General features: G+C 70.2%; 23 protein-coding genes and 1 tRNA gene. 11 read left to right on the forward strand and 13 right to left on the reverse strand.

Features of this window, described 5'->3' with window-relative positions; translation table 11 throughout:
• Nucleotides 1-4: 4 nt before the first annotated feature.
• The 4 genes from DAETH_RS00525 to DAETH_RS00540 all read left to right on the forward strand — a co-directional run bounded on the left by DAETH_RS00525 (nt 5) and on the right by DAETH_RS00540 (nt 4,657).
• On the forward strand, nt 5-1,249 hold the full coding sequence (locus DAETH_RS00525; RefSeq protein WP_264776020.1) for a glycosyltransferase family 4 protein: 1,245 nt from the start codon (nt 5-7) through the stop codon (nt 1,247-1,249).
• Nucleotides 1,246-2,124, forward strand: a complete 879-nt coding sequence (locus DAETH_RS00530) for an SDR family oxidoreductase (RefSeq protein WP_264776021.1) — start codon at nt 1,246-1,248, stop codon at nt 2,122-2,124. Before DAETH_RS00525 ends, DAETH_RS00530 begins: the two co-directional genes overlap by 4 nt.
• A gap of 26 nt (nt 2,125-2,150) precedes the next feature.
• Nucleotides 2,151-2,741 carry a sugar transferase gene (locus DAETH_RS00535; protein WP_264776022.1) on the forward strand — a complete coding sequence of 197 codons (591 nt, stop codon included), beginning with the start codon at nt 2,151-2,153 and terminating at the stop codon, nt 2,739-2,741.
• Between the two features lie 89 nt (nt 2,742-2,830).
• Nucleotides 2,831-4,657, forward strand: a complete 1,827-nt coding sequence (locus DAETH_RS00540; RefSeq protein ID WP_264776023.1) for a polysaccharide biosynthesis protein — start codon at nt 2,831-2,833, stop codon at nt 4,655-4,657.
• A 155-nt stretch (nt 4,658-4,812) separates the two neighbouring features.
• Here DAETH_RS00540 and DAETH_RS00545 read toward each other — a convergent pair whose 3' ends face one another.
• A complete protein-coding gene (locus DAETH_RS00545; RefSeq protein ID WP_264777356.1) occupies nt 4,813-6,333 on the reverse strand; it encodes an O-antigen ligase family protein in 1,521 nt (506 codons plus the stop codon).
• 71 nt (nt 6,334-6,404) lie between these two features.
• Nucleotides 6,405-6,479 (reverse strand) — tRNA-Glu (locus tag DAETH_RS00550).
• Between the two features lie 150 nt (nt 6,480-6,629).
• On the opposite strand from DAETH_RS00550, the gene DAETH_RS00555 reads away from it, so the two are divergent.
• Nucleotides 6,630-8,057, forward strand: coding sequence for a phosphoglucomutase/phosphomannomutase family protein (locus DAETH_RS00555; RefSeq protein WP_264776024.1), 1,428 nt, complete (start codon nt 6,630-6,632; stop codon nt 8,055-8,057).
• Nucleotides 8,058-8,119: 62 nt separating this feature from the next.
• Here the strand turns inward: DAETH_RS00555 and lpdA are convergent, their stop codons facing one another.
• From lpdA to DAETH_RS00585, 7 genes are all read right to left on the reverse strand, one after another.
• On the reverse strand, nt 8,120-9,526 hold the full coding sequence (gene lpdA, locus DAETH_RS00560) for a dihydrolipoyl dehydrogenase (protein WP_264776025.1): 1,407 nt from the start codon (nt 9,524-9,526) through the stop codon (nt 8,120-8,122).
• A 172-nt stretch (nt 9,527-9,698) separates the two neighbouring features.
• The gene (locus DAETH_RS00565; protein WP_264776026.1) at nt 9,699-10,523 is read right to left on the reverse strand and encodes an HpcH/HpaI aldolase/citrate lyase family protein; all 825 of its coding nucleotides are present in this window, start codon (nt 10,521-10,523) and stop codon (nt 9,699-9,701) included.
• Between the two features lie 92 nt (nt 10,524-10,615).
• Entirely contained in the window at nt 10,616-11,116 is a 501-nt protein-coding gene (locus DAETH_RS00570; protein ID WP_264776027.1) for a hypothetical protein, read from the reverse strand.
• A 37-nt stretch (nt 11,117-11,153) separates the two neighbouring features.
• Complete coding sequence (locus DAETH_RS24590; RefSeq protein WP_406585088.1) at nt 11,154-11,837, reverse strand: IS630 family transposase; 684 nt, start codon at nt 11,835-11,837, stop codon at nt 11,154-11,156.
• On the reverse strand, nt 11,834-12,268 hold the full coding sequence (locus DAETH_RS24595; RefSeq protein WP_406585089.1) for a helix-turn-helix domain-containing protein: 435 nt from the start codon (nt 12,266-12,268) through the stop codon (nt 11,834-11,836). Before DAETH_RS24595 ends, DAETH_RS24590 begins: the two co-directional genes overlap by 4 nt.
• A 138-nt stretch (nt 12,269-12,406) precedes the next feature.
• A complete protein-coding gene (locus DAETH_RS00580; protein ID WP_264776029.1) occupies nt 12,407-12,787 on the reverse strand; it encodes a VOC family protein in 381 nt (126 codons plus the stop codon).
• A 79-nt stretch (nt 12,788-12,866) separates the two neighbouring features.
• On the reverse strand, nt 12,867-13,748 hold the full coding sequence (locus DAETH_RS00585) for an RIO1 family regulatory kinase/ATPase domain-containing protein (RefSeq protein WP_264776030.1): 882 nt from the start codon (nt 13,746-13,748) through the stop codon (nt 12,867-12,869).
• A 506-nt stretch (nt 13,749-14,254) separates the two neighbouring features.
• Here DAETH_RS00585 and DAETH_RS00590 point away from each other — a divergent pair.
• Together DAETH_RS00590 and DAETH_RS00595 are read left to right on the forward strand one after the other, a co-directional pair.
• Complete coding sequence (locus DAETH_RS00590) at nt 14,255-16,114, forward strand: RecQ family ATP-dependent DNA helicase (protein ID WP_264776031.1); 1,860 nt, start codon at nt 14,255-14,257, stop codon at nt 16,112-16,114.
• 56 nt (nt 16,115-16,170) lie between these two features.
• Complete coding sequence (locus DAETH_RS00595) at nt 16,171-16,371, forward strand: DUF2795 domain-containing protein (RefSeq protein WP_264776032.1); 201 nt, start codon at nt 16,171-16,173, stop codon at nt 16,369-16,371.
• Between the two features lie 269 nt (nt 16,372-16,640).
• Here DAETH_RS00595 and DAETH_RS00600 read toward each other — a convergent pair whose 3' ends face one another.
• Nucleotides 16,641-17,612: an ABC transporter substrate-binding protein gene (locus tag DAETH_RS00600; protein ID WP_264776033.1), complete on the reverse strand. Its 972-nt coding sequence runs from the start codon at nt 17,610-17,612 to the stop codon at nt 16,641-16,643.
• A gap of 293 nt (nt 17,613-17,905) precedes the next feature.
• Between DAETH_RS00600 and DAETH_RS00605 the strand changes: the two genes are divergently transcribed.
• Nucleotides 17,906-18,817: a hypothetical protein gene (locus DAETH_RS00605; protein ID WP_264776034.1), complete on the forward strand. Its 912-nt coding sequence runs from the start codon at nt 17,906-17,908 to the stop codon at nt 18,815-18,817.
• Nucleotides 18,818-19,030: 213 nt separating this feature from the next.
• On the opposite strand, the gene DAETH_RS00610 is transcribed toward DAETH_RS00605, so the two are convergent.
• Nucleotides 19,031-21,052, reverse strand: a complete 2,022-nt coding sequence (locus tag DAETH_RS00610; RefSeq protein ID WP_264776035.1) for a S9 family peptidase — start codon at nt 21,050-21,052, stop codon at nt 19,031-19,033.
• A gap of 295 nt (nt 21,053-21,347) precedes the next feature.
• Between DAETH_RS00610 and DAETH_RS00615 the strand changes: the two genes are divergently transcribed.
• The 3 genes from DAETH_RS00615 to DAETH_RS00625 all read left to right on the forward strand — a co-directional run bounded on the left by DAETH_RS00615 (nt 21,348) and on the right by DAETH_RS00625 (nt 23,084).
• Complete coding sequence (locus DAETH_RS00615; protein ID WP_264776036.1) at nt 21,348-21,539, forward strand: hypothetical protein; 192 nt, start codon at nt 21,348-21,350, stop codon at nt 21,537-21,539.
• Nucleotides 21,540-21,618: 79 nt separating this feature from the next.
• On the forward strand, nt 21,619-22,713 hold the full coding sequence (locus DAETH_RS00620) for a M20 family metallopeptidase (RefSeq protein WP_264776037.1): 1,095 nt from the start codon (nt 21,619-21,621) through the stop codon (nt 22,711-22,713).
• 71 nt (nt 22,714-22,784) lie between these two features.
• On the forward strand, nt 22,785-23,084 hold the full coding sequence (locus DAETH_RS00625) for a hypothetical protein (RefSeq protein ID WP_264776038.1): 300 nt from the start codon (nt 22,785-22,787) through the stop codon (nt 23,082-23,084).
• 179 nt (nt 23,085-23,263) lie between these two features.
• Here the strand turns inward: DAETH_RS00625 and DAETH_RS00630 are convergent, their stop codons facing one another.
• Nucleotides 23,264-24,088: a phosphotransferase family protein gene (locus tag DAETH_RS00630; RefSeq protein WP_264776039.1), complete on the reverse strand. Its 825-nt coding sequence runs from the start codon at nt 24,086-24,088 to the stop codon at nt 23,264-23,266.
• A complete protein-coding gene (locus tag DAETH_RS00635) occupies nt 24,075-24,755 on the reverse strand; it encodes a PIG-L deacetylase family protein (protein WP_264776040.1) in 681 nt (226 codons plus the stop codon). The genes DAETH_RS00630 and DAETH_RS00635 overlap by 14 nt, the downstream gene beginning before the upstream one ends.
• Nucleotides 24,756-24,772 lie beyond the last annotated feature (17 nt).

Genomic DNA, 24,772 nt, shown 5'->3' on the forward strand with positions numbered 1-24,772 from the left:
GTTGATGTACCTCCTGACGATTCCCCACAGCGCCCTGTGGTACCTCAGGGGCCAGCTCGCCCATATGCAGGCGGCGGGCTACGACACGTCCTTCGTCTCGACCCGGGGAGAGGGCGGGGAACTCGCGGAGGTGGGGCGCCGGGAGGGGGTGGCCGTCTATCCCTTGGACGTCAGCCGCGAGATCGACCCGGCGCGCGACCTCGTGTCCATGTGGCACCTCCACCGGATCATGCGCCGGGTGCGGCCCCAGATCGTAAATTTCGGCAATCCAAAGACGGGGCTGGTGGGCGGGCTGGTGTCGTGGGCACGGCGGGTCCCGGTCCGGGTGTACACCCTCCACGGGCTGCGGCTGGAGACGGTCACGGGCCGCAAGCGGCAGGTGCTTCGGCTCTGCGAGTGGGTGACCATGCGCTGCGCCCACCGCGTCGTGGCGGTGAGCCCCAGCCTGCGTGCGCGGGCGCTGGAACTGGGGCTGACCTCGCCCGGGAAGATCGTCACCCTCCACCACGGCAGCGTGAACGGCATTCGGCCCGTGGTTGCGGACCCGGCGGAGGTCGAGCGTGCGCGCGTACGTCTGGGCCTGAACCCGGGCGGAGTGGTGTTCGGCTTCGTGGGGAGGTTCACCCGGGACAAGGGCATCCGCGAGCTGGTGGCCGCCTTCCTGGGGGTGCGGGAGACGTACCCGGACGCCACGCTGCTGCTCGTGGGAGACTTCGAGGCGGGCGACCCGGTGGACGCGGGGACGCGGGCCCGGCTCGCCGGGGAGGCGGGCATCCTGCACGCGGGGTACGTCACCGACGTGGCGCCGTACTACGCTCTGATGGACGTGCTCGTGCTGCCCACCTACCGGGAGGGTTTTCCCACGGTGGCGCTGGAGGCCGCCTCGGCGGGGCTGCCCCTGATCACGACCGACGCGACCGGGGCGCGCGACGCCGTGCGCGAGGGCGAGACGGGCCTGCGGGTCCCGGTGGGGGACGTAGACGCCCTGAGCCGGGCGATGGTGCGTCTGGCGGAAGACCCCGGGCTGCGGCGGCGCCTGGGGGAGGAATCCCAGGCGTGGGTGGCGCACGATTTCGCGCAAGAACGCCTCTGGAAGGAGTGGGACATGTTGTATCGGCGGTTGTGGGCCCAGAGCCGGGAGCGGGCCGCCCGGACCCGCAGGCTGGCTCTGGGGACGGGCGCAGTGCTCGTGCTGACCGAGTTGACCGCGCGTGTGGTGGGAATATTCGGGCGACGGGGGAGAGGATGAACGGGCTGCCACGTCTCCTGATGACGGGCGCGACCGGGAACACCGGCCTCTTCACCCTGCGGCGGCTGCGGGCGTTGCAACCCCGGCGGCCCGTGCTCGCCCTGGTGCGGCCCACCACCGATACGGCGGCGCTGGATGAACTCGGGGTGCCGTGGCACGTCTGCGACCTCGACGACCCGGCGACCTACCGGGGCGTGGTGCGACCCGGCGACGTGTTGCTGGAGACGGCCAATCTCCGGCATGCGCGGCGAATGCTGCCCGCCCTGGCGGGAGTGGGGGTCACCCGGGCCTTCTGCGTAACGACGACGGGGGTTTTCTCGCGGCACCACTCGTACTCGGCGCTGTACCGCGAGATCGAGGAGGAGATGCGGCGCAGCCCGGTGGAGGTCACGATCCTGCGGCCCAGCATGATCTACGGCAACGAGCGCGACCACAACATGCATCGGCTCCTGCGTCTGATCGCCCGGGTGCCGGTCTACCCGGTCTTCGGGGCGGGACGGGCGCTGATGCAGCCGGTCCACGTGGAGGACCTCGCCGAGGGCATCGCGCAGGCGGTCGTGCGGGACGCGCGTGGGGAGTTCAACCTGGCGGGTCCCGAGGCGCTGCCCTACCGCCGGATCGTGGATGAGGCCTTTCGTGCCGTCGGATGTCGGGGCGTGCTGCTGTTCGTGCCGGTGCGTCCGGTCGCCGCCCTGGTGGGGGTGTTCCAACGGGTGCCGCGCTTTCCCGTGCGGCATGAACAGGTCGTCCGCTTGCAGGAGGACAAGGCCTTCGAGATCGGCCTCGCTCGTCGGGAGCTGGGGTACGCGCCACGTCCCTTCGCGCTGGGAATCGAGCAGGAGGCGGCACGGCTGCGGCAGGTGGGGCAGCTGTGAGCCCGAGTTCCGGGAGGCCCGGGGGGGTGAGCCGCCGTGCCGCCGCGTACGAGCCCCTGAAGCTCGCGTTCGACCGTTTGCTCGCGGGACTGGGGCTCGCGCTGCTGTGGCCCGTGTTCGTTCTCGTGGCCGTGGCGATCTTCGTGGACGACCCCGGCCCGGTGCTCTTCCGGCAGTCCCGGGCAGGACGCTGGCACCGGCCTTTCACCATTCTCAAGTTCCGGACGATGCGGCGCGGCACGCCCCACCTCTCCACCGAGGAGATGCGGCGCCTGGGGCTGAGCCCCTATACCCGGCTGGGTCCCTGGTTGCGCCGCACCAGCCTCGACGAGCTACCCCAGCTTCTGAACGTGCTGCGCGGGGAGATGAGCCTGGTGGGGCCGCGTCCCGCGCTCCTGACCCAGGAGGTCGTGCTGCAGGGCCGGGAGGCGACCGGGGTGGCGCAACTGCGCCCCGGAATCACGGGCCTGGCGCAGGTCACGGGCCGGGACGACCTGCCCGACGAGGAGAAGGTGCTCCGCGACCACACCTACCTCCGGCACGTCGGACCGGTCACCGACGTGCTCGTGCTCGTCTACACGGTGCGGGGCGTGCTGCGCGGGCGTGGGGCCTACTAGATCGCCGTGAGCCGTGCGGACATGATAGACATGAGCGCGTCCGCGCGTGAGCCACGCCGCCTTGAGATGCCTGGGGACCTGCTTTGATGATGACCGCGAATGCTCGGCTGAAATTTCTCCTCGACCTGACCCTGTGGGGTGGGGCGGCGCTGCTCGCCTACGCCTTCCGCCAGCCGCAGCTCATCGCACGCGGGATTCCGCTGAGCGTCTGGAGCTATCTGCTGCTGACGCTGCTCGTGATGGCGGTGCTGGAGGCCCGCTACGGTCTGCACCGTCAAACGTGGCGCCGGGCGGGGGTGATCGACCTCCAGATGCTCGCGCGGGCGGTCGCCTTCGCCACGCTGGTGGTGTTCGCGCTGGGCTTCGTGTTGCAGACGTGGTTGAACCTTCCGCGCAGCGTGCCGGTGATGGCGGGTCTGCTGGGCTTTCTCCTGATGGGCGGCGCCCGCATCTCGGGGCGCCTTGCCCATGAGCGCAGGCAACTACGCGGCACGCCCACCCGGCGCCGGGTCCTGATCGTGGGGGCGGGGGAGGCGGGGACCCTGATCGCGCGCGAGATGCAGCGCCACCCGGAGGCGGGGCTCGATCCCATCGGCTTTCTCGACGACGAGCCCGGTAAGCTGCGGCGGCGGCTGGTGGGGCTGCCCGTCTTCGGCCGGGTGGAGGACCTCGTCACGGTCGCGGGGCGCGAGGACGCGCAGGAGATCCTGATGGCCGTCCCGTCGGCGGGGGGCGACTTCGTGCGCCGGGTCGTGGACCTGGCCCGCCAGACCGGACTGCGCTACCGCATCATCCCAGGAGTGTTCGAGATTCTGTCGGGCAACGTGAGCATCACCCAGATTCGGGACGTGAACTTGGAGGATCTGCTGCGCCGCCCGCCGGTTCACCTGCACACGGGGGAGATTGCGGGGTACCTGCGCGGCCGGGTGGTACTTGTCACGGGGGCGGGGGGCAGCATCGGTTCGGAGATCGTGCGGCAGATCATGCCCTTCGCGCCGGGCACGGTGCTCCTCTTCGGTCGCGGTGAGAACAGCGTCTTCAGCATCCAGCAGGAACTCGTGCGCGACTGGCCGGACATCAAGCAGATTGGGCTGATCGGCGACGTGCGCGACGAGGCCCGGCTGCGGGGGGTGTTCGAACGTTACCGGCCCGAGGTGGTGTTTCACGCGGCGGCGCACAAGCACGTGCCCCTGATGGAGGAAGCCCCCTCCGAGGCGATCCTCAACAACGTGATCGGCACCCAGAACGTGGTCGAGCTGTGCCTGGAGTACGGGGCGACCCGGCTCGTGAATATCTCGACCGACAAGGCGGTGAACCCGACTTCGGTCATGGGCGCGTCCAAGCGCGTCGCGGAGATGGTCGTGTCGGCCGGGGCGGCCCGGGCGCGCGAAACGCAGGCGTTCGTGTCGGTGCGTTTTGGGAACGTGCTGGGCAGCCGGGGCAGCGTGGTGCCCACCTTCATGGCACAGATTCGCGCTGGCGGCCCGATCACGGTCACCCACCCGGAGATGGTGCGCTACTTCATGACGATCCCCGAGGCGGCCCGGCTGGTCCTTCAGGCGGGGGGGCTGGCCGAGAACGGCAAGGTGTACGTGCTGAACATGGGCGACCCGGTGCGGATCGCCGACCTCGCCCATGACCTCATCCGCCTGAGCGGGGCGCAGCATGTGGACGTGGTGTACAGCGGCATCCGCCCCGGCGAGAAGCTGTACGAGGAACTCCTCACGACGGGCGAGGGCGTGGGGGCCACCACCCACAGCGAGATCTTCAGCGCCCGGCTGGGCCAGGTCAATCCTCATGCGCTGAGCCAGCACCTACGTCGGCTGCGTGTCTACGCCGAACGTGGTGACGGGGCAGCCATCCGGCAGTACCTCGAACAGCTCATTCCTGAGAACAAGTTCGGGAGCCTGCGTTAAGCGGTCCCCGCCTCCTCCCGGGGGAAGTGGGCGCCTGGGCCACAGGCTGCGGGCGCGGCCCGGGGAAGTCGCCCCGGCCGCCGCAAGATGGGCTTACCCGGACCAGGGGCACGAGACCGGGAGAGGCCGGACGAACGCGAGGCCCAGCCACGGTCTCAAGGCCGCACCTCCACGGTCCAGCGGCGCGTCCCCAGGGGCTGTGGACGCAGGGAGGAGGTGCCGGGATGCAGGCGCAACTCCAGGACCTGCCGCCTCACCGGGCGCAGGGACCCGGACAGCGTGATCACCGGGGCGCCCCCGGCGTCCACCGTGAAGGGCAGGCTGGCGATGCGGGCGCAACTTTCCAGGCAACTGTGCAGCGACGCCCGGTAACGGCCCGGCGGCAGGTCGAAGCGGACGAAGGTGATGTAGTCGTGTGGGCTCCTCACCGTGGTGGGGGCGTTGAGCAGGGCGATCTGGGGTGGCGGACCGGGCGGGGTGGGGAGTGCGCTCGCCAGCAGTGGGGCCGACAGCGCCAGCATGAGTGCGGCGGTCAGCGCCCCCGTGCCCGCGCTGGGGCGCCGCAGGGAAAGGAGCTGGCTGCCCGCCGCAATCCAGAACACCTCGGCGAAAAAGGGGCTGGGCACGAGCAGCGTGTTGTCGTTGACGGTGGCGACCAGCAGACCGGAGATCACCGCCATCCCCAGGGGATCACGCTGGGCCAGCGCCGCGCCCGCGACCGCCCCGAGGAGCGCGAACAGCCCCAGCAGTCCCACTGGGCCTGTCTCAGCGAGTTGTTGCAGCGTGACGTTGTGGGCGATCAGCCACGGGCTGCCGAGCCCCCTCACCCACGCGGGGCAGACCGGCGCCTGCCCGTCCGCTGCCGCCCACAGCTCGCAGGCGTCGCCCGGCGCGGCGAGGCGCCCGCCCAGGCGGTAGCTGCCCACCCCGCTCCAGGGTTCGCTCCGGATCACGCTCAGGGTGTTTTCCCAGACGATGTCCCGCCCGGTCGTGTCCGCGCTGCCCAGGCGGGTGATCGCGCCGAGTTCCAGGCGCTGCCCGAGGAGAAAGGCCACCCCGAGCAGGGCGACGCCCGCCAGCACGCCCACGGCCAGCCGTCGGCCCCGCCGGATCACGAACCCTGCCGCACACCCCACGAGGGCGGCGGCGAGCGAGCCCCGGCTTCCCGACAGCAGCAGCACCCCGAGTGCCAGCACGCCCAGCGGCAGGCGCCACCCCAGGCGCCCGGGCGCGAACAGGGCGAGCCACACCCCCAGCGTCCCCGCCAGACCGAGGGTGATGGGCGTCATGTAGGGGTGCCCCAGCCGCTGCACAAGCAGGTCGGCGTGCCCCAGGACCGTGAAGGCGAACGCTGTCAGGTACACGGCGAGCAGACCCGGCACCATCGCCCGCAGTCGCCCGGTGTCTGCCAGAAGGACGCCCACCGCAATGAGCCCGAACATCAGCCCGGTGCGGGCCAGTGCCAGCACGCTCGCCAGCAGGGGCTCGGGGGCGAACAGCGCCGGGAGCTGCTGGCTCAGGGTGTAAACACCCAGCACCCACCACACGACGCGTGGAAGCCGCCGCAAGGCGGGCAGCGCCAGCAGCGCGAGCGGGGAGATCACGTACACCACGGGCAGGGCGGCCAGCCAGACCGGAAGCCAGCGCGGCGGCGCGGCGGCGTCGTCGGGGCGCATCACGCGCGCCACTATAGCGGGCCCCCGAAGGACGCCAAAGGCAAAACCCCCGCCGAGGCGGAGGCTTTTTCTGGTGACCCCAACGGGATTCGAACCCGTATCGCTACCTTGAAAGGGTAGTGTCCTAACCGTTAGACGATGGGGCCACACCCACAGCTTCACGCTTTTTTCCGCGCTCGGCCGCCCTCTCAAGGGGTGCTTTTCAGCACGCCCGGAAGCATACCGGAGGCCCCCCATTTCGTCAATGGCGAGTGAGGCCGCGCTTGCTAGAGTCCGAAAGCGGAGAAAGCTGACCCATGCCCATCAAATTCGGAACGGACGGCTGGCGGGACATCATCGCCGAGGACTTCACCTATCAGAACGTGCGGGTGGTCGCCCGCGCTCACGCCCAGGCGCTGAGGGCGAGGGGCGGTTCCCTCGTGGTCGTGGGCTTCGACACCCGCTTCCAGGGGGCGGGGTTCGCGCGAGTGGTCGCCGAGGTGATGGCGGGGCAGGGCCTGAACGTCCTCCTGGCTGCCGAGTACCTGCCCACCCCCGCCCTGTCCTACGCGGTGGTCCACCACCGGGCGGCGGGAGGAGTCATGATCACCGCCTCGCACAACCCGCCCGCCTACAGCGGCTACAAGCTCAAGGGGCCCTACGGGGGCAGCGCAACTCCCGAGGTGGTCGCCGAGGTCGAGCGGGCGCTGGCGAACCCCGAGGCGTGGGGCGGCCCGCCGGGCACCATCCAGCCCCTCGACATCCGGGAGGCGTACTACACCGCGCTCGACCGGCAGCTCGACCTGGGCACCCTGCGCGCGTACCGAGGCACCGTCATTCACGACCCGATGGGCGGCGCGGGGTGCGGCTGGCTCACCGGCTACGCGCGCCATGCGGGCCTGAGCCTCGACCTGCGCGAGTTGCACGGCGAACCCACCCCGCTCTTCCACGGGGTGAATCCCGAGCCCATCCCCCAGAACCTTGGCGAGCTGACGGCGCGGCTGTGGGAGGAGACGGGCACGGTCCTCGGTGTGGTCACCGACGGGGACGCCGACCGGGTGGGGGCGGTGACGGCGGGAGGCAGGTTTTTCAACAGCCACCAGATCTTCGCGGTGCTCCTGAGGCACCTCCACGGGCGCGGCCTGCGCGGGCGGGTGGTAAAGACGGTCTCGGGGAGCCGGGTGATCGAACTGCTCGCGGGCCGCCTGGGCCTGGAGCTGCTGGAGACCCCGGTGGGCTTCAAGTACATCACCGACGCCTTCCTGGAGGGGCAGGCGGACGAGGGCAAGGCCGTGCTGATGGGCGGCGAGGAGTCGGGCGGGTTCTCCTCGCGCGGGCACATCCCCGAGCGGGACGGCCTGCTGAACAGCCTGCTCCTCGTCGAGGCGGTCGCTGCCACGGGCAAGAGCCTCGACGACCTCTTCGCCGAGATCGAGGCTGAGGTGGGCTTCCGGCACCATTACGACCGGAACGATCTGCATCTGAGCGCCGGGTTCGATAAGGATGCGCTCCTCGCCGAGGCGCGGGAGTACCGGGAGGTCGCGGGGCACCCGGTCGAGGGCCGCAAGACCGCCGATGGGGTGAAGCTGCTCCTAGCGGGCGGGGCCTCGGCCATGTTCCGCGCCTCAGGCACCGAACCCGTCGTGCGCGTGTACGTAGAGGCCCAGACGCTGGAGGACGTGCGGGCCATCCTCACCGAGGCGACGAGACGGGTGCTCGCGCACGACCCGGCCCATCACGGCTGAGGGGCCATAAGGGGAGAGACGGGAAAGCCCTCCAGCCTCCCTGCCCCCCGTTCCCCTCCCGTTTACATGTGCAGCGACCGCTTGTCCGTCGCCAGCGCGGCCTCTTTGACCACCTCGGAGAGGGTGGGGTGGGCGTGGACGGTGCGGGCGAGGTCCTCCGCGCTGCCGCCGAACTCCATCAGGGTGACTGTCTCGCCGATGAGTTCGGAGACGTTCGGGCCGATCATGTGGACGCCCAGAATCCTGTCCGTGTCCGCGTCCGCCACAACCTTCACGAAGCCACGCGGGTCGCCATGCCCCAGCGCCCGGCCGTTCGCGCTGAAGGGAAACTGGCCCGTCTTGACGTTGAAGCCCTTGTCCTTCGCCTGCTTCTCGGTCAGGCCCGCCCAGGCGATCTCGGGGCTGGTGTAGATCACCCAGGGGATCACGTCGTAGTTGACGTGCCCGGCGTGTCCGGCCAGCAGCTCGGCAACCGCCACGCCCTCCTCCTCGGCCTTGTGGGCGAGCATGGCGCCGCCGATCACGTCGCCGACTGCGTAGACGCCCGGTAGATTGGTGCGGTAGTGCCCGTCCACCTTCACGAAGCCGCGCTCGTCGAGTTCGAGCCCGGCGGCCTCGGCCCCCAGACCCGCCGTGTGGGGCACCCGGCCGATGGAGACGATGAGCTTGTCGAAGCTCGCGGTGACGCTCTGGCCCTTCTCCTCGTAGGTGACGGTCACACCCGCCTCAGCCTGCTCGACCGCCTTGATCGACACCCCGAAGTGGAACTCCAGGCCCTGCTTCTGGAACTGCTTGAGGGCCTCGCGGCTGATCGCCTCGTCCGCGCCCATCAGGAAGCCGGGCAGGGCCTCGAGGACGGTGACCTGGGCCCCCAGGCGGCGCCACACGCTGCCCAGTTCCACCCCGATCACGCCCGCGCCGATGACGCCGAGTCTGCCGGGCACCTGCTCGAAGGCGAGCGCGCCGCTGTTCTCCACCACATGCCCGCCGAAGGGGGCCAGGGGCAACTCGCGGGGGCTGCTGCCCGTCGCCACGATCACGTTCTTCGCTTTCACCTCGGTCCCGGCCGCGTCCACGACCCAGCCGTCCTCCTCGCGGCGGACGAGGCGGCCCAGGCCGTGAATGCTCGTCACCTTGTTCTTGCGGAAGAGATAGGCCACGCCGCCCGTGAGCTTGTCCACGACGGCTTCCTTGCGGCCCAGCATCTTGCCCAGGTCCACCCGCGCGCCGTCCACCTGAATGCCGTGTTCCCCGGCCTCGTGGGTGATCATCTCGAACCGTTCGCTGGAGTCGAGCATCGCCTTGCTGGGAATGCATCCCACGTTCAGGCAGGTGCCGCCCAGGCTCCCCTTGCCGCCGCGCTCGAAGGCGTCCACGCAGGCCGTCCCCAGCCCGAGTTGCGCGGCGCGAATCGCGGCCACATACCCCGCCGGGCCGCCGCCAATCACCACTACGTCGTAAGCGTCCATAACCGTCCCCGAGCGTACCACCGCCCCCTCATGGGAAATGCGGCGCGTTCCCGGAGGCGTGACAAGGCGGGCGGGAACGGAACGCACGGAAAGGGAGGAGGGACTGGGGGCCGTCTGCGTTGTGTCCCTCGCGCCGCGCGGCTCCCGAGCTGAGACGGGGGCGGGCCGTGCCCTACCCCCGCCCCGCCTCCCACGCCTCCACCCTCTCCCGCGCCTCGTCCACGTGCATCTGCTCGATCAAGGCGCCGCGAAAGGTCGTCACGCTCTTGCCCTCCTGCCGCGCCTCCTCCCACGCGGCGAGGAGGGCACGGGCCTCCTCCGCCTCGGCCCCGGTAACCCCGAAGGCCAGGTTCGCGGGAGCAATCTGGTCCGGGTGGATGACCGTCTTGCCCGCGAACCCCAGGGTCCGGCCCTGCGCGCACTCGCGGGCGAAGCCTTCCGGGTCGCGCACATCGTTGAACACGGCGTCGAGGGGCACCTTGCCGTGGGCGCGGGCGGCCAGCACCACCGCCGAGAGGGCGTGGAGGAGGGGCAGGCGGTCGGGGTGGGGACGGGTCCGCAGCGCGCGGGCGAGGTCGTTGGCGCCCACGATCAATCCCGCCACTCCGGTCACGGCGGCGATCTCGGGGGCGCGCAGGACCCCGAGCGGCGTCTCGATCATCGCCCAGAGGGGGAGGCCGAGGTGCAGGTCGCGCACGGTGCGGGCGTCTTCCACCTTGGGCAGGACCAGGCCCGCCGCGCCCGCCGTCAGGGCCATCTCGCGGTCGGCGTGTTCCCACGGAGTGCCCAGCCCATTCACCCGCACGAGGACAGGACGGGGCCAGCGCCAGCCGAGCGCCGCCCGCACGTTCTCCCGCGCCGCGTCCTTAGCCTCCGGGGCGACGGCGTCCTCCAGGTCGAGGATCACGGCGTCCGCCCCCAGGGTGCGTGCCTTCTCGACGGCGCGCGGCTTGTCGCCCGGCACGTAGAGCACCGAGCGCAGGGGTTTAACGCTCACGCTCGGCGTTCTCCCGGCGAGGCTTCGCGGCGCTCGACACGAGGAGGAAGGGGAGGAGGGCGAGGAGGAACCGCAGGGGGCGTTTCATGGGGTCAGGGTAGCTGTGTCGCGTGAAAGGACTGCGCGAGGACGTAGGTGTCGTCCACCCAGGCTGTTCCGTTCAAGTGCAGACAGAGGACAGGGGGTGATGAATAGTAGTGCTCGGGGTGGGGACTAGACCAGAGTTCGCTGGGCCGCATCTCCTGTGCCTCTAAGATTCGACGGTAGACGGCCATGAGGGAGCGTGGCCCGGTGGCGAAGACACCACTTCCAAACGAGAGTTGACCCCCCAAGCCGAAGCGCCCGAACAGTCCCCACTCTTTTTCCAAATGTGCGGTTCGCAGATCGTTGAGCAGTTTGGCTTCGGACAAGGGTGGAGCGGCAAACATAAGCTGAATCCACTCTTCCTGTCGCTCGCGCAGGCGTGGGTGATCCGTCTCCAGGGTGGGATTCACACGACCCAACTCAAGACGATGCTCTGCCACTTTGAATGCCGCGACCTGCCAGCGTTCGTCAACCTCGTCGTGGGACCACGTTTGCCCCTTCAGAAGCATGTGCAGGGCTAGTGGATAACCACAGACATAGCTAGGCCTAATTTTGGGACGGATATTGGCGGCTTAATTTCACTCGTGCCTTGTCTGTATTGAATTGCCAGCTCACCTTAATTGACCGAGCATTTCGATCCGCTTCCCAGGCTTTGACTTCATTGTTGAGTTCCTCAGAGGTTGCCAACCGTCGTCTCAAGCACTGTCGCTCCAAAACTGACCATTCCATTTCCGCCATGTTCAACCAGGAAGCGTGCTTCGGCGTGTAGACCCATTCAAACCGCCTCTTCAAGGCGTTTGCTTCGTCGGGCGGGAGGTGCTGGTACAACGAGGACGGCGTGTGCGTGGACAGTTGGTCCAGCACCAGGCGAATTGTCTTCGCCTCGGGGTAGCGCAAGTGGAGAGCCTGCATTTGTGCCACGAACTCCTCGCTGCTGCGACGTTCGGTCACGGTGACTGTCCGCTGCCCGGTCAAGGGTTCAAAAGCAATGAAGAGATTGGCCGTTCCACAACGCCTGTACTCGTAGTCCACCCGTGCCGGGTGTCCCGGCACGGGTGGAAGCGGTTCAGTGATGTGCGCCAACAATTGATAGGACTTCTCGTCGAAGCAGACCACGGGGTACAGTGGATCATACGGCTCAGCGTACGTGTCCAGCACCTCTTCCATGCGCCAGACGAAATCAGCGCCGACTTTGGCGATGCACCAACTCTGGACTTGCCAGGGCTTCAAGTCGTTTTTTTCAGTGTTCGCCGGATCGTCTCATCACTGATGCTTTCCACTACGCCCAGCGTCACCAAACGATCTGCAAGGAGTTGCATGGTCCACTTGGCTTGCCCATCTGGACCTCCTGAACAGGCTTCTGCAATCAGGATTGCTGTCTCCTTAGGACCCAGTTTTGACGGCGGTTTCGGACGAGCCTTCTCGTACAAGGCGGCTTGCAGCCCACCTTGGGTGTATTTCTTCCGAATGCTGGCGACCGTCAAATGACTGATGTCCAGCCGCTCGGCCACGTCATCATCCTTCAACTGTTGGTCAGCCAGAAGCAAGAGACGTGCGCGGGTCATGACCCGCGCACTGATCACGCCCTTTCGCGTCATGTCGGTAAGTTGACGACGCTCCTCATCGCTGAGCGTCACGACAAACTGCTTCCGCCGTCCCATACCCTCATCTTAGACCTTCTCTTGTCCGTGGTCGACCACTAGATCATCATGATCCTGGCCAGTCAAATGGACTGCCGTCAAAATGGCATCTGACTCATCCGGGTCAAGCTCGTCCAACCGCGCGAAGAACTCGTCCATTCAAAGTCCCCAGATGCTCGGCGGTGCCAGCTCCAGCACGTTCCCGGCGGGGTCCTCGAAGTACAGGCTCTCGCCCCGATTGCCCCAGGCGTAGCGGGTGACGGTCAGGCCATGCCCCTCCAGCCGCGCCTGCCAGGCGTCCGTCTCCTCACGCCCGATAGCCAGGCAGGCGTGCCCGCCGGGTCTGCCCGCGTGGGGCGGCACGTCACCCGGCTGGGCACTCATGACGGGGTCGAAGAGCAGGAGCATGGAGCCCTCCAATTTGTAAAAGAGGTGGCGCCCCGGAACCTTGCCGTACAGGGTCAGCCCCAGGACGCCCGAGTAAAAGGCTTCGGCGGTCTCCAGATCGTCCACATACAGGCAGGTTTCGAGGGCGCGCATGGGGAGAGCTTAGGGCAAGCCGTCAGCGATCAGCTTTCAGCAGGAAATGGTTTTGCTGACGGCTGAAAGCTGACCGCTCTCAGGGCAGCACCACCCTCGGCGTCGGCGCCACGCCCAACGCCCGCCGCTGGACCTCGCGCAGGGTGGCCTCGCCGTTCGCCCCGACCCCGTGCCTGCGAAAGCTCGTGGCGAGGCTCTCGGCGTCGCGGCGCAGCAACTCCTTGAAGTTGGGGTTTTGCCGGGTCGTGAGTTGGGGAAAGTCGATGATCGTCACGGTGTTCTCCCACCACAGGAGGTTGTAGGTGCTGTAGTCGCCGTGCGCGTAACCCAGCCGCAGCAGGTGTGCCATTCCGTCCAAGGATTGGTTCCAGGCATTCCGGGCCTCCTCCGGGGTCAGGGCCGCGTCGCTCAGGCGGGGGGCGGGGGTGTCCTCGCTGCCGATCAGGCGCATCAGCACGGCGGGGGTGGTCTGGGTGTACTCGTAGGGGCTAGGGCCGACGAGGGGTTCGGGGACGTTCAGGCCCGCGCCCCACAGGTGCCAGAGGTGCGCGTACTCGGCGGCCACCCAGCCCGCCTGAAGCATCTCCAGGCCCTTCCTGCTGCGGCCCTCCATCGCCCTCTTCGCCCGTTCGTCGAGGATGACCTGCCCCTCGCGGTACACGCCGTCGCGCTTGAAGGAGCGGGCCTCCAGTTCGCGGTAGAGCTTGACGAGGACGCTCCCCTTCGGCCCGCGCGCCACGTACGCCGTGGCCTCCTTACCGCTCTTGAGTTCAGCGACGACCTCGGTGACGTGCCCCAGGTCCCGCAGACGGCGGATCACGTCGTCCTGCTCGCCCTCCTCCTCGTTGCGCAGGGCGGCGAGGCGTCGGCGGCCCAGGGGCTTTTTCGTCTTGTGCTTCTGGCGCCTCTCCGGGCGGGTATCCGCGTCCGAGAGTTCGTCTTCGAGCCAGCGGGCGCTCAAGGGCGCCTCGGCCGGGCGTTACACGGGGGCTGGAACGGTTGGAGCGGGTGCTGCACGGTGACTCCTGGGGGCAGGGGCGAGGATTCCTCGTTCGGTCGCGTTCAGGCGGATCGGGAAGACAAAGATGATCTCGGTCATGTGCAGCACCTCCTTCCGGTGTTGCCCCCACCGTAGCAGGTGAGGTGGGCGTGAGGAAGCGGGGACGCCCGGGATAGGCCATCACGCCTAGAGACCTCTTCGGGCGGCCCTCCTGCTGCTCCCCGCCGGGGTGATGTGGGCGGCGCGGCGGCGCTGGTGGTGGGACTGAAGCCCACCTCACCGTGCCGGGGGCTCCCGCGCGTGTCCGGTGAAGCGGGCTTGTTCCGGGCATCATCTGCGGGGCGGGCGGGGCCGCCAGACTGACTCCCTGCCTCCTCCCGGCCCCGGCTGTCCCGGGTCGGGGAGAGCGGCCAGATTAGCTCTCTCCACGCCAGGGGCCGCCCCGCGTGGACGAGAAAGGAAGCCCCATGCCCAGACGCATCCGGGTGAGGGTCCCCGAGCCCGAGCCCGCCGAACCCCAGGACGCGACCCCCCCACCCGTCACTGCCCACCCGCCCGGGACCAGAGTTCCCGAACCCGCCGCCTTCGGGCCCGCCCGGGGCAGAACGCCCGAATCCCGCGTGAAGGCCCCCGAACGCGCGGCCCGGCCCGCTCCGCCCGCCCCGGCCCGGTCGGCCACTCCCCGGGGCAGGCCCACCAAGGACATGCAGCGGGCGCAGCGCATCGCCCGCGAGGTGTTCGGCTACGACGGGCTCCACCCCGCCCAGAAGGAGGCCATCGCGTCCGTCCTGAAGGGGCGGGACACCCTCGCCATCATGCCGACCGGGAGCGGCAAGTCGGCGATCTATCAGGTGGCGGCGCTCTCTCTGGGCGGCCCCACGGTCGTCGTCTCCCCCCTGATCGCCCTGCAACGCGATCAGGTGGAGGCGCTGGAGGAGAGCGCCCCCGGGCAGGCCGCCCTCGTCAACTCGACCCTGAAGCCCGCCGAGCGCGAGTCGGTCCTGGCCGCCTTCGAGGAGGGCGAGGTCGAGTTCCTCTTCCTGGCCCCCGAGCAGCTCGGCAGCGAGGAGACGCTGGCCCGCTTGCGAGAGGCCGGACCCTCCCTCTTCGTGGTGGACGAGGCGCACTGTGTCAGCGAGTGGGGGCACGACTTCCGGCCCGAGTACCTGCGGCTGGGCGGGGTGGTGGAAGCCCTCGGGCACCCCACCGTCCTCGCCCTGACCGCCACCGCCGCGCCCCCCGTCCGCGCCGAGATCGTCGAGCGTCTGGGGATGCGGGAACCCCAGATCCTCGTGCGCGGCTTCGACCGCCCGAACATCCGGCTCGCGGTGCGGCGCTTCGAGGACGCGGGCACGAAACGCTCGGCCCTGCTCGCCGAGGTGGCGAACACGCAGGGGCCGGGCATCGTCTACGCGGCGACCCGCAAGGGGGCGGAGGAACTGGCCCGCGACCTCTCGGAGCGCGGGGTGCGGGCGGCGGCCTATCACGCCGGGTTGAATGTAGAGACGCGCGAGGCGGCACAGGCGGCCTTTATGGCGGACGAGGTGGAGGTCATCGTGGCGACGACCGCCTTCGGCATGGGGATCGACAAGCCGAACGTGCGCTTCGTGCACCACCTCGACATCTCCGGCTCGGTGGACGCCTACTACCAGGAGATCGGGCGGGCGGGGCGGGGCGGCGAAGGGGCTGAGGCCACCCTCTTCTACACGCCCGGCGACCTCAACCTGCGCCGCTTCTTCGCGGGAAGTGCGCTCATCGACGCCGATCAGGTGGGGCAGGTGCTGCGCGCCCTGGAGGAGCACGACGGCCCGGTCGATCCCGGCGAACTGCGCGAGGAGACCGGCCTCTCCCAGACGAAGGTGCTCACGGCGGTAAGCCGCCTGGAGGACGTGGGTGCCGTGGAGGTGCTCCCGAGCGGGGAGGTCGCGGCCACGGAGGGGGCACTCTCTCCCGAGGTGGTGGCCGAGGCCGCGCTCGCGCAGGCTTACCGCCGCGCCTTCGAGCAGTCGCGCCTGGAGATGATGCGCGGGTACGCCGAGACGGGGGGCTGCCGACGGGAGTATCTGCTCAACTACTTCGGCGAGAGCTACGACTCGCCCTGCGACTCCTGCGACAACTGCGAGGCCGGATTCGTGCAGGAGGCCCCCGCCGGGGAGACCATGCCCTTCGCCCTGGGCAGCCGCGTCGCGCACCGCATCTTCGGGGAGGGCCTCGTCATGCGCTACGAGGGCGAGAAGATCACCGTGCTGTTCGACGGGCCGGGCTACCAGACGCTCGCGCTGCCCGTCGTGCTGCAACAGGGGCTGCTGGAGCCGCTGGGGGCTTAAGCCGGTGTGAAGGGCATCCGGGCGGGGCGGGCAGATAATCGGCCCAGGAGGGCGACATGGCGAAGATCAACCCCATCCAGCTTCAAAAGCACCTCAAGGGCGTGAGCTACCCGGCAAGCAAGCAAGACCTTGTGGCCGCCGCCGAGGAGAACGGCGCGGACGACGAGACGCGCTCCATGCTGGGTGAGTTGCCCGACGAGGAGTACGAGACGCCCGCCGCCGTCAACAAGGCGCTCGGCGGCATGGACGACGAGTAGGCATCCGGCGGGGGGAGGGAACACACCCGGTGGGTGACCCCTCCCCCCGCCTTTGAGGCTCGGAACGTTGGACTGGAGTTCTCGACGGCAAACGACTCGTCACCCCGGGTGGAGCGGAGGGGCTCGTGCGCTGGAGACAAGAGGCTTCGCCTCGCTCAGCCTGACATCGTTCTTGTGCCAGACGTTGTGGAGAAACCTCGTCGCCCTGCTCTGTGAGGCTTTGCGGCAGCGCGAGGGGCCCGGCACGCCCTGTTTCTCCGCCGGATGCTTTAACGCACCGTCTTGCTGACGAGGCCGTTCGTGTAGAAGGTGGTCGCCCTCGCCCCGGCGGGCAGGCTGCCCTGCTTCACGAGCGCGGCGACCGCCTTCGTCCAGGCGGCGGGGTCGCTCGCGCCGAGGCCATTGGCGCGGGTGTAGGCGCTCTGCATCAGGGGCACGCTCGCGCGCAGGACGTCGAGGGTGCCGCCCCCCGTGCCGAAGACGGGCTGGGCGACCCGGAAGGCGCGGGCGGGGTCGGCGACGGTGAATTTCAGCCCGCGCTGGGAGGCACGCACCACCCGCCGGGCGAGGTCGCCCGTGAGCGTCTTGTCGAGGGTGATCAGGCCCGAGCCCACCATCGGGTAGGAGGAGGTCACGTCGAGGGTGTAGACCGGCGTGCCCGCCTGCCGAAGCTGCACGACCTCGTTGTTCACGAAGCCCACGGCGGCGTCCACCCGACCGGCCCGCACCGCGTCGAGCTGGGTGAAGCCGATGGAGGCCAGCCGCACGTCGCGCCCCTCCTGGAGGTCCGCGTCGTCGAGCACGGCCCGCAGCGCGGCGTAGGAGCTGCCGAAGGTGCCCGGGATACCCACCGTCTTGCCCCTCAGGTCGGCGGCGGTGTTTAGCGGCTTGGTGCTGAAGACGGTCACGGGCAACTTCTGGTACACCGCCATGACGTAGCGCACCGGGGCGCCCTGGTTGCGGGCGAAGACCGCGTCCTCGGGGTCGCCCACGATGAAGTCGAGCTTGCCCTGGAGGAGCAGCGGCATGAGTTCGGACACGTAGCCGTGCTGGAACTTGACGTTCAGCCCCTCGGCCCGGAAGTACCCGAGCTTGTCGGCCACGTAGAAGGGCGTGAACTGCACGTTCGGGAGGTAGCCGAGGCCGATGTTGACGGTGCGCGCTGGCGCGCTCGGCGCCGCCGTGTTCTGGGCCGAGGCGGTGCCGAGGGCGAGCAGCGCGAGGAGGGCGGCGAGCTTCATGAGGGCGAGTATAGGAGGGTCGCGCGCCGGGACCATGACGGGTGTCCCGAAGTCGGACGGTTGAGGGGAGCGCGAAGGCGGGGAGAGCGGTCTCTCCCGGTGTTCTGAGGACGGCTGCGGTTGCTCTGCGGCGTGGCGCGACGTGGTTCGTGCGGCTCTCCAGTCAACGCTCCTCCATGAACGCCGCGCGGCCCGGGCAAAGCCGCGCCTCATCCCGGCGGGGCAGACCCGGGCGCGAGGGCGGTGTTAGACTACGGGGTACACCTGCGCGGGTGCGCGGGGAAAGGACCATCATGACCAACGACACCAACGAGCACCCCCTCGATCCACGGGGCGACCTCCACGAGACCCCGGAGGAACTGCGCGACGTTCTGCCCGAGTTGCAGGGCGAGCCCGACGAAGACCCCGTACTCGACGCCCAGGAGGCTGAGCAGGAGGGCCTGGTGGCCGCGATGGACAGCGGCAACGTGGGTGGGGCCGAGGAGGGTGAGGGCGAAGAGGGCGAGGACGAGTACATTGACGCCGACGACCTGATCGGCCTCCTGAACGAGATGAAGGAGATGCTGGAGGCGCAGGGCAAAGAGATTCGCGGCCTGCGGCGTGAGATGCGCGAACTCCGCGAGAGCCAGGGCGCCCAGGGCGGCGGGTTCCGGCCCCGCGAGGACCGTGGCGGGCAGGGCGGCAGCTTCCGTCCGCGCGAGGACCGTGGGGGCTTCCAAGGCGACCGGGGCGGCTACCAGGGCGGCGGAGACCGTGGCGGGCAGGGCGGTGGCTTCCGACCCCGCGAGGACCGTGGCGGGCAGGGCGGCAACTTCCGTCCGCGCGAGGACCGTGGGGGCTTCCAGGGCGACCGGGGCGGCTACCAGGGCGGCGGAGACCGTGGCGGGCAGGGCGGCGGGTTCCGACCCCGCGAGGACCGTGGCGGGCAGGGCGGCGGCAACTTCCGTCCGCGCGAGGACCGTGGGGGCTTCCAGGGCGACCGGGGCGGCTACCAGGGTGGCGGAGACCGTGGCGGGCAGGGCGGTGGCTTCCGTCCCCGTGACGACCGTGGCGGGCAGAGCGGCGGGTTCCGTCCGCGTGAGGACCGCAACTTCGGTGACCGTGAGTTCCGCCCCCAGGGCGGCGAGGGGGGCGGTCAGGGCGAGGGCTTCCGCCCGCGTGCCCGTACCGACCGGGGCTGGGGCAACCGCCGCAACGACGAGTAACCAGGGAACAAGGTGAGAGGGGAGAGGGCCGGGTGGGATTCCCGGCCTTCGCCTTTTATGTAGCCAGCGGGAAGGTGGGGATGCGGGAAGGTGGGGATGAGGCGGGGCGGGGAGGCACAAACCTCGTTGGAAACAGCACCCAAAGCCCCTCCCCCTTGAGAGGGGACTGGTACAGCTCCGCAGGAGAGGGAGCAAAAGACCCTTCCTCCCCGCCTACGAGCGCGACGTGTGGTGACCGAAGCCGAGGGGTCCCCCCTCCTCCCCCGCCTCGCCGAGGAGGTGACCGTCCAGCCACGCCAGGTACTCCTCCAGCCGCCCCACGCGGCGGTCCGGCCTGCCCGAGCGCGAGAGTTCGTGGTCCTCGCCGGGGAAGCGGACGAAGCGCACGGGGACGCCGTGCAGGCGCAGGGCGGCGTACCACTGCTCGGCCTGCTCGACCGGGCAGCGGTGGTCGAGGACGGAGTGGACGATCAGGGTCGGGGTGCGGACGTCCTCGACGTGCTTCAGGGGGCTCATGTCCCACAGCCGGGGCACGTCCTCACGTCGGTGGAAGTTCAGGCCGAGTTCGTCGTCCCAGAATCGCATCCCGATGTCCGAGGTGCCGCCGAAGGAGATCAGGTTGCAGATGCTGCGGTCGGTGATCGCGGCGCGGAAGTGGGTCGTGTGTGCCGTGATCCAGTTCGTCATGTAGCCGCCGTAGCTGCCGCCCATCACGCCCGCCCGCTCGCCGTCGAGGCGGGGAAAGCTCGTCAGGCACACGTCGAAGAAGGCGAGCAGGTCGTCCATGTCCACGCTCCCCCAGCGCCCGTGGATGTCCGAGGACCACGCCTGCCCGTAGCCGACGCTGCCGCGCGGATTGCTATAGCACACCCCGTACCCCCGCGCCGCGAGCAGTTGAAATTCGTGGACGAAGCCGTGCCCGTAGGCCGTGTGCGGTCCCCCGTGGATGCTGAGCAGGGCGGGCACGCGGCCGTCGCCGTCGGGCAGGAGCACCCACCCCTCCCCCTCGCCGAGGTCGTTGATGAAACAGACGCGCCCCGGCGCCCGGGCGGGAAGGGGGAGGCGGGCGTGGAGGTCGGTGACCTGCGCCCCGTTCAGCTCGACCTCGGGGAAGCGGTCGGCCCGCTCGCGGATCAGGGCCACGCCGCCCCCCCGCGCCGTGAAGGCGGAGATCACCCCGTCCTCGCGGTGGTCGTGGGGGGTGACGGTCCCGTCCAGGCCCAGGCGGAAGAGGCCGCACGAGCCGCCCACCGTGCTCGGGAAGAGCAGCGTGTCCCCGTCCAGCCACATTGGGCGCTCGGGGAAGGCGCCCACGTGGCAGTCACCGTTTACGAGGTTGACGACCGGGCGGTCCCATCCCCCGTTCTCGAAATGCACGTCCAGCCGCCGCCACGAGCCGCCTTGCTCCACCAGGAAGAGGTGGGGGTCCTCGGAGCTGCCCTTGCCCTCGGGACGGCCTACCAGGACGAAACGTTCGCCGTCCGGGTGGGGCGTGGCCGAGACGATGGCGGAGTTCCAGCGGGTGAGGCGGGTGCGGGTGCCGTCCAGCCCCAGCGTGTACGCCTCCTGCCGCCACTGTGCCGCGCCCTCCTCGGTCTCGCTGGAGACGAGGAGCACGCCGCGCGAGTCGGGCCACCAGGCGTAGGCGGTGACCTCGACCCCGGGGGCGTGCCACTCGCGCAACTCGTCCGCCGCCACGTCGTAGAGCCACAGCCGGGCGGGGCGTTCGGGGAGCCAGTCGCGCCCGTTGAAGCGGTAGCGGGGCCGAGTGATCACGCGGGCCTCGCCGCGCTCGTCGCGCCTGTCCTCGTCGTCCCCGGTGCTCAGGAAGGCGAGGAAGCGGCCGTCGGGGCTCCACGTCACGTCCGTCACGGGGCCCTTGAACCTCGTCACACGCCGGGCCTCTCCGCTCCTCAGCGGCAGCAGGAAGAGCTGGCCCTTCTCCCCCCGCTCCTCGCGCACGAGGGCGAGCGTCCCCCCGTCCGGCGACGGGCGCGGCGACGAGTCCCGCCCCTCCCCGCGCGTGAGTTGCCGGGCCTCGCCCCCCTCCGACTGCCAGATGTTCGAGCGGTACCGGGGCTTCGGGAAGTCCTCCTCGCGCCGCGCCGGGTCCTCCTCCTCCACCCGGGAGAGGACGAAGAAGACGCCCTGCCCGTCCGCGCTCACCTGTGGGTCGGAGGGAAAGACGAGGGCGAGGAGGCTCTCGGGGCCGGGCAGCGGGGGGGTGGGGGTCATGCACGCAGTCAAGCACGCGGCGGGGCCGCATGACGCCTCGCTCAAGGCGGGTTAGGGCTGTTCTCGCGCACCCGGACCTCCGGCGACGTATGCTGACCGTGCAGCGTCCCCGCGCGTACCCACTGGCTCCGGCGACGACCTCCGGCCCGGCTGGAGGCGACGGCCGACCGCTCCCGGCGCCGAGCGCTGCGGCCTGGCCCGCCGTCGTCCGTTCTGGCCTCGAGGAAGTGAGGCCGGAAGCGTCTCCCCCGGACTCCCCGGCACCCGGGCCACCCCCCGTTCACCAGGAGGAAAGATGCAGGAACTGTCATGCACCTGGGTCCCCGGCACGGTCGACATCGTTCGCATTCGCTTCGCGGGCCGGACGGTCGAGTTGACGAGTACCCGCCTCGCGCGCATCTTCGGGCGCCAGGCCGTGAACGAGCTGTACCTGAAGGGCCGCGCCGTGCTCCGCGCGGATACACAGCAACTCGCCCTCCTGACCTGAGCCCACGAACAGAGCCGCCCCGCCCCTGTGCCCATCTCCGGGCCGGGCGGGGTCCCTCTCTGCCGGGTAGCATGCCCACATGCACCCCGACCTGCCCGCCATGATCGCCGACCTGCGCGCCCTGGTGGAAATCGAGTCGCCCTCCACCGACCCCGCCGCCGTGGCCCGCGTGATGGACGTGGTGGAGGCCCGCGCCCGCGAGCTGGGCGGCGTCGCCGAGCCGCTTCCCGGCGGCACCCGGCAGTTCTCCTTCGGCGTGGGCGGGGAGGAGAGGCCCATCCTCGTCCTCACCCACGCCGACACCGTCTGGCCGCACGGCACGCTGGGGGAGATGCCCTTCCGGGCGGAGGGCGACCGCCTCTATGGCCCCGGCACCTACGACATGAAGGCCGGGATCGTGGGAGTGCTGCACGCCCTGGGGGCGTTGGAAGGCCGGTGGCCCCGGGGCGGCGTGCGGATGCTCCTCACCCCCGACGAGGAGGTGGGCAGCCGCGCGAGCCGCCCCCACATCGAGGCCGCCGCCCGGGGGGCCCGCGCCGTCTTCGTGGTCGAGCCGCCCGTCACCGACACCCACGCGCTGAAGATCGGGCGCAAGGGGGTGGGCAGCTTCGGCCTGACCTTCCACGGGGTCGCCAGCCACACGGGCAACAAGCCGGGGGAGGGGGCGAGCGCGATCACCGAGGCCGCCCGCGCCGTCCTGGAAGTGCAGGCCCTCGCCCGCCCGGACCTGGGCACGACGGTCAGCGTGGGCATGATCCGGGGCGGCAGCGCGGTGAACGTGATTCCCGCCGAGGCTACCCTGGAGATTGACCTGCGCGCGAGCACCGTCGCCGAGGGCGAGCGCGTCGCCGAGGCCATCCGCGCCCTTGCCCCCGCCGACCCGCGCGTCCAGATCACGGTGACGGGCGGTCTGAACCGTCCCCCCTTCGAGCCGGGCCCGGGCACCCTGGCCCTCTTCGGGCGGGCGCAGGACATCGCCCGGGGGCTCGGCTTCGAGGTGGGGGGGGAGGTCGTGGGCGGCGGCAGCGACGGCAACTTCACCGCGCCGATCACGCCCACCCTCGACGGCCTGGGGGCCCCCGGCGACGGGGCGCACGCGGCCCACGAGCACGTCCGGCTCGACCGCTGGCCGGACCATGTGCGGCTGCTGACCCGGCTGCTGGGAGAGGTGTAGGTGGGAGGCGGTGCGTGCGAGCAGCGTCTTTTTCCAGCCCACCGCTTACCCTGCTGACAAGGAGCCTCCCCATGTTCAACCTCTTCGGCCGGAAAAAAGCCTCCGCCAATCCTTACGTCCACCAGGACGACGCCCAGACCTTCCGCGTCCGCGTCCGCACCCGCCCCCACGGCGAGGTCGTCGAATTCCGCTTCACCAAGAGCGCGCACATCGGGATCGACGACGACGGCAACTACTTCTTCCGCAAGCCCGTCGTCAGCCCGCAGCACTTCGACCGGGGCGAGTTCGTCGTCCACTTCGACAACCGCTACAAGGTGACCCGCACCGAGGCGGAGGGGGTGGACTTCATCCCAGTGAGCGAGTGGGAGTGAGGTCCAGTGGATGACCACAGAAGTACGTGGGTGTGATTTTCTTGCTCCTCCCCCTTGACTCGCAGAGCTGCAAAGCAGAGGGAGGGTTGGGACAGGTACAGCTCCGCAGGAGAGGGGGTGAACGGGCGGGGCGTCCTCGGGAGAGAGACGGAAAAGTCCCTCTGGTCGTCCACTGGGGGCTAACGCCCGAACGTCCAGGCCCGCGTCCAGCGCGCGACGTGCCCCAATTCCTCCCCGGTGAAGCGGCCCCCCAGGTCCCGCCGCATGAAGTCGCCCGCCCAGGCCAGGAAGGGGGGCAGGCCGCTCAGCCGTCCCCCGCCCCGCGCGTACCCCGTGAGGTAGCCCTGCCGGAAGGCGAGGAGCACCCGCCGCCGCGCTCCTGCGATGGACCACACCGCCGGATCGACGCTCAGGATGCTCAACGTCCGGGCCACGTCGAGCCGCGCGTCGCCCAGAGCCACATTTTCCCAGTCGAGCACGGCGCTCACCCGGCCTTCCTCCACGAGCACGTTGAGGGGGTGGTAGTCGAGGTGGAGCCAGGCCGGGGGGCCAGGGGCTACTGTCGGTGCGTGCAGCAGACGTAGGGCCGCGTGCGCCTCGGCGGGGACGGGCAGGGCGTGGAGGCGCGCGTGGGTCTCACCGAACCCGAGGCCGAGGCTGTCGGCACGTTCGGGCGTCCTTTCCAACGCCGACGTGAGCGGCACCCCCGGCGCCCACTCCTGCACGAGGGCGGTGTGCTCCCCCACCTCGCCCACGGCCACGACACCCGGCACCGGGTAAGACGCCGCCCTCAGCGTCGCCGCCAGCCGCGCGAGACTGTGCGCCGTCTCCGCCTCGGCCCGTGGGTACAGCCGCACCGCGAAGGGCCCGGCCGCCGTGTTCACCCGCCAACTCGGGTTGCCCGACGCGCCCGGCAGCCGCTCCACCTCCCGAACGGTGTGCCCGAGGTTCCGGACCCCGGCGCGAGCGGCCGACGCCGCCTCTCCCCACTCACCACTGCCCACTACCCACTGACCTCGTGCCACTGACCTCGTGAAACGTCTCCTCCGTGATTCGCCCCGGAAACCTGCGCAGGAAATCCACCGTGCTCAGCGCCTGGGTGCGGTGGCAGGCGATGGCCTGAAGTTTGCGGGTGACGAAGCGGCTTACGTCCCGGCGCACGTTGGGGGCGAGCCACAGGGCGCGCAACTCCTCGCTCTCGGGGGGCGAGGAGTTGGCGTAGTACCACAGGCGGGGCCGCTCGGCCTCCGGCAGGCTCTCCCACGCGGCGCGGACGACCCGGTGGGTGGTGACGTGATCCGGGTGCCCGTTGCCGCCGTTGGGCGGGAAGGTGAGGACCGTCTCGGGGCTGTGGCGGAGCATGGCCTCCCGCGCGACCTCCACCAGGGGCTCCTGGGGCTGATCTTTGAGGGACTTGTCGGGGAAGCGGTGCTGCTCGTGGACGGTCAGGCCGATCACGTCGAGGCAGGCGCGCAGCTCGGCCTCCCGCATCCGGGCGAGTTCCTCGGGCCCCTCGGCCAGCCCCAGGGTGCGCCCCGCCTCCCCGCGCGTGAGGGTCACCAGGCCGCAGGGGTGGCCCTCTTCCAGCAGTTCCATCAGGGTGCCCGAGGCGCCGTACACCTCGTCGTCGGGGTGGGGCACGATCAGGAGGAGTTTGAGGGGGCCAGTCATGCAGGCAGGATAGGGGA

Source organism: Deinococcus aetherius, from assembly GCF_025997855.1.
GTDB lineage: Bacteria > Deinococcota > Deinococci > Deinococcales > Deinococcaceae > Deinococcus > Deinococcus aetherius.

Coding starts and splice junctions, on each gene's coding strand:
- DAETH_RS00615 (WP_264776036.1), top strand. CDS start 21,348: ATGCAGGAACTGTCATGCACCTGGGTCCCCGGCACGGTCGACATCGTT.
- DAETH_RS00635 (WP_264776040.1), bottom strand. CDS start 24,755: ATGACTGGCCCCCTCAAACTCCTCCTGATCGTGCCCCACCCCGACGAC.
- DAETH_RS00625 (WP_264776038.1), top strand. CDS start 22,785: ATGTTCAACCTCTTCGGCCGGAAAAAAGCCTCCGCCAATCCTTACGTC.
- DAETH_RS00600 (WP_264776033.1), bottom strand. CDS start 17,612: ATGAAGCTCGCCGCCCTCCTCGCGCTGCTCGCCCTCGGCACCGCCTCG.
- DAETH_RS00620 (WP_264776037.1), top strand. CDS start 21,619: ATGCACCCCGACCTGCCCGCCATGATCGCCGACCTGCGCGCCCTGGTG.
- DAETH_RS00540 (WP_264776023.1), top strand. CDS start 2,831: ATGACCGCGAATGCTCGGCTGAAATTTCTCCTCGACCTGACCCTGTGG.
- lpdA (WP_264776025.1), bottom strand. CDS start 9,526: ATGGACGCTTACGACGTAGTGGTGATTGGCGGCGGCCCGGCGGGGTAT.
- DAETH_RS00525 (WP_264776020.1), top strand. CDS start 5: ATGTACCTCCTGACGATTCCCCACAGCGCCCTGTGGTACCTCAGGGGC.
- DAETH_RS00545 (WP_264777356.1), bottom strand. CDS start 6,333: ATGCGCCCCGACGACGCCGCCGCGCCGCCGCGCTGGCTTCCGGTCTGG.
- DAETH_RS00555 (WP_264776024.1), top strand. CDS start 6,630: ATGCCCATCAAATTCGGAACGGACGGCTGGCGGGACATCATCGCCGAG.
- DAETH_RS24595 (WP_406585089.1), bottom strand. CDS start 12,268: ATGGGACGGCGGAAGCAGTTTGTCGTGACGCTCAGCGATGAGGAGCGT.
- DAETH_RS00580 (WP_264776029.1), bottom strand. CDS start 12,787: ATGCGCGCCCTCGAAACCTGCCTGTATGTGGACGATCTGGAGACCGCC.
- DAETH_RS00530 (WP_264776021.1), top strand. CDS start 1,246: ATGAACGGGCTGCCACGTCTCCTGATGACGGGCGCGACCGGGAACACC.
- DAETH_RS00610 (WP_264776035.1), bottom strand. CDS start 21,052: ATGACCCCCACCCCCCCGCTGCCCGGCCCCGAGAGCCTCCTCGCCCTC.
- DAETH_RS00595 (WP_264776032.1), top strand. CDS start 16,171: ATGGCGAAGATCAACCCCATCCAGCTTCAAAAGCACCTCAAGGGCGTG.
- DAETH_RS00570 (WP_264776027.1), bottom strand. CDS start 11,116: ATGCTTCTGAAGGGGCAAACGTGGTCCCACGACGAGGTTGACGAACGC.
- DAETH_RS00590 (WP_264776031.1), top strand. CDS start 14,255: ATGCCCAGACGCATCCGGGTGAGGGTCCCCGAGCCCGAGCCCGCCGAA.
- DAETH_RS00605 (WP_264776034.1), top strand. CDS start 17,906: ATGACCAACGACACCAACGAGCACCCCCTCGATCCACGGGGCGACCTC.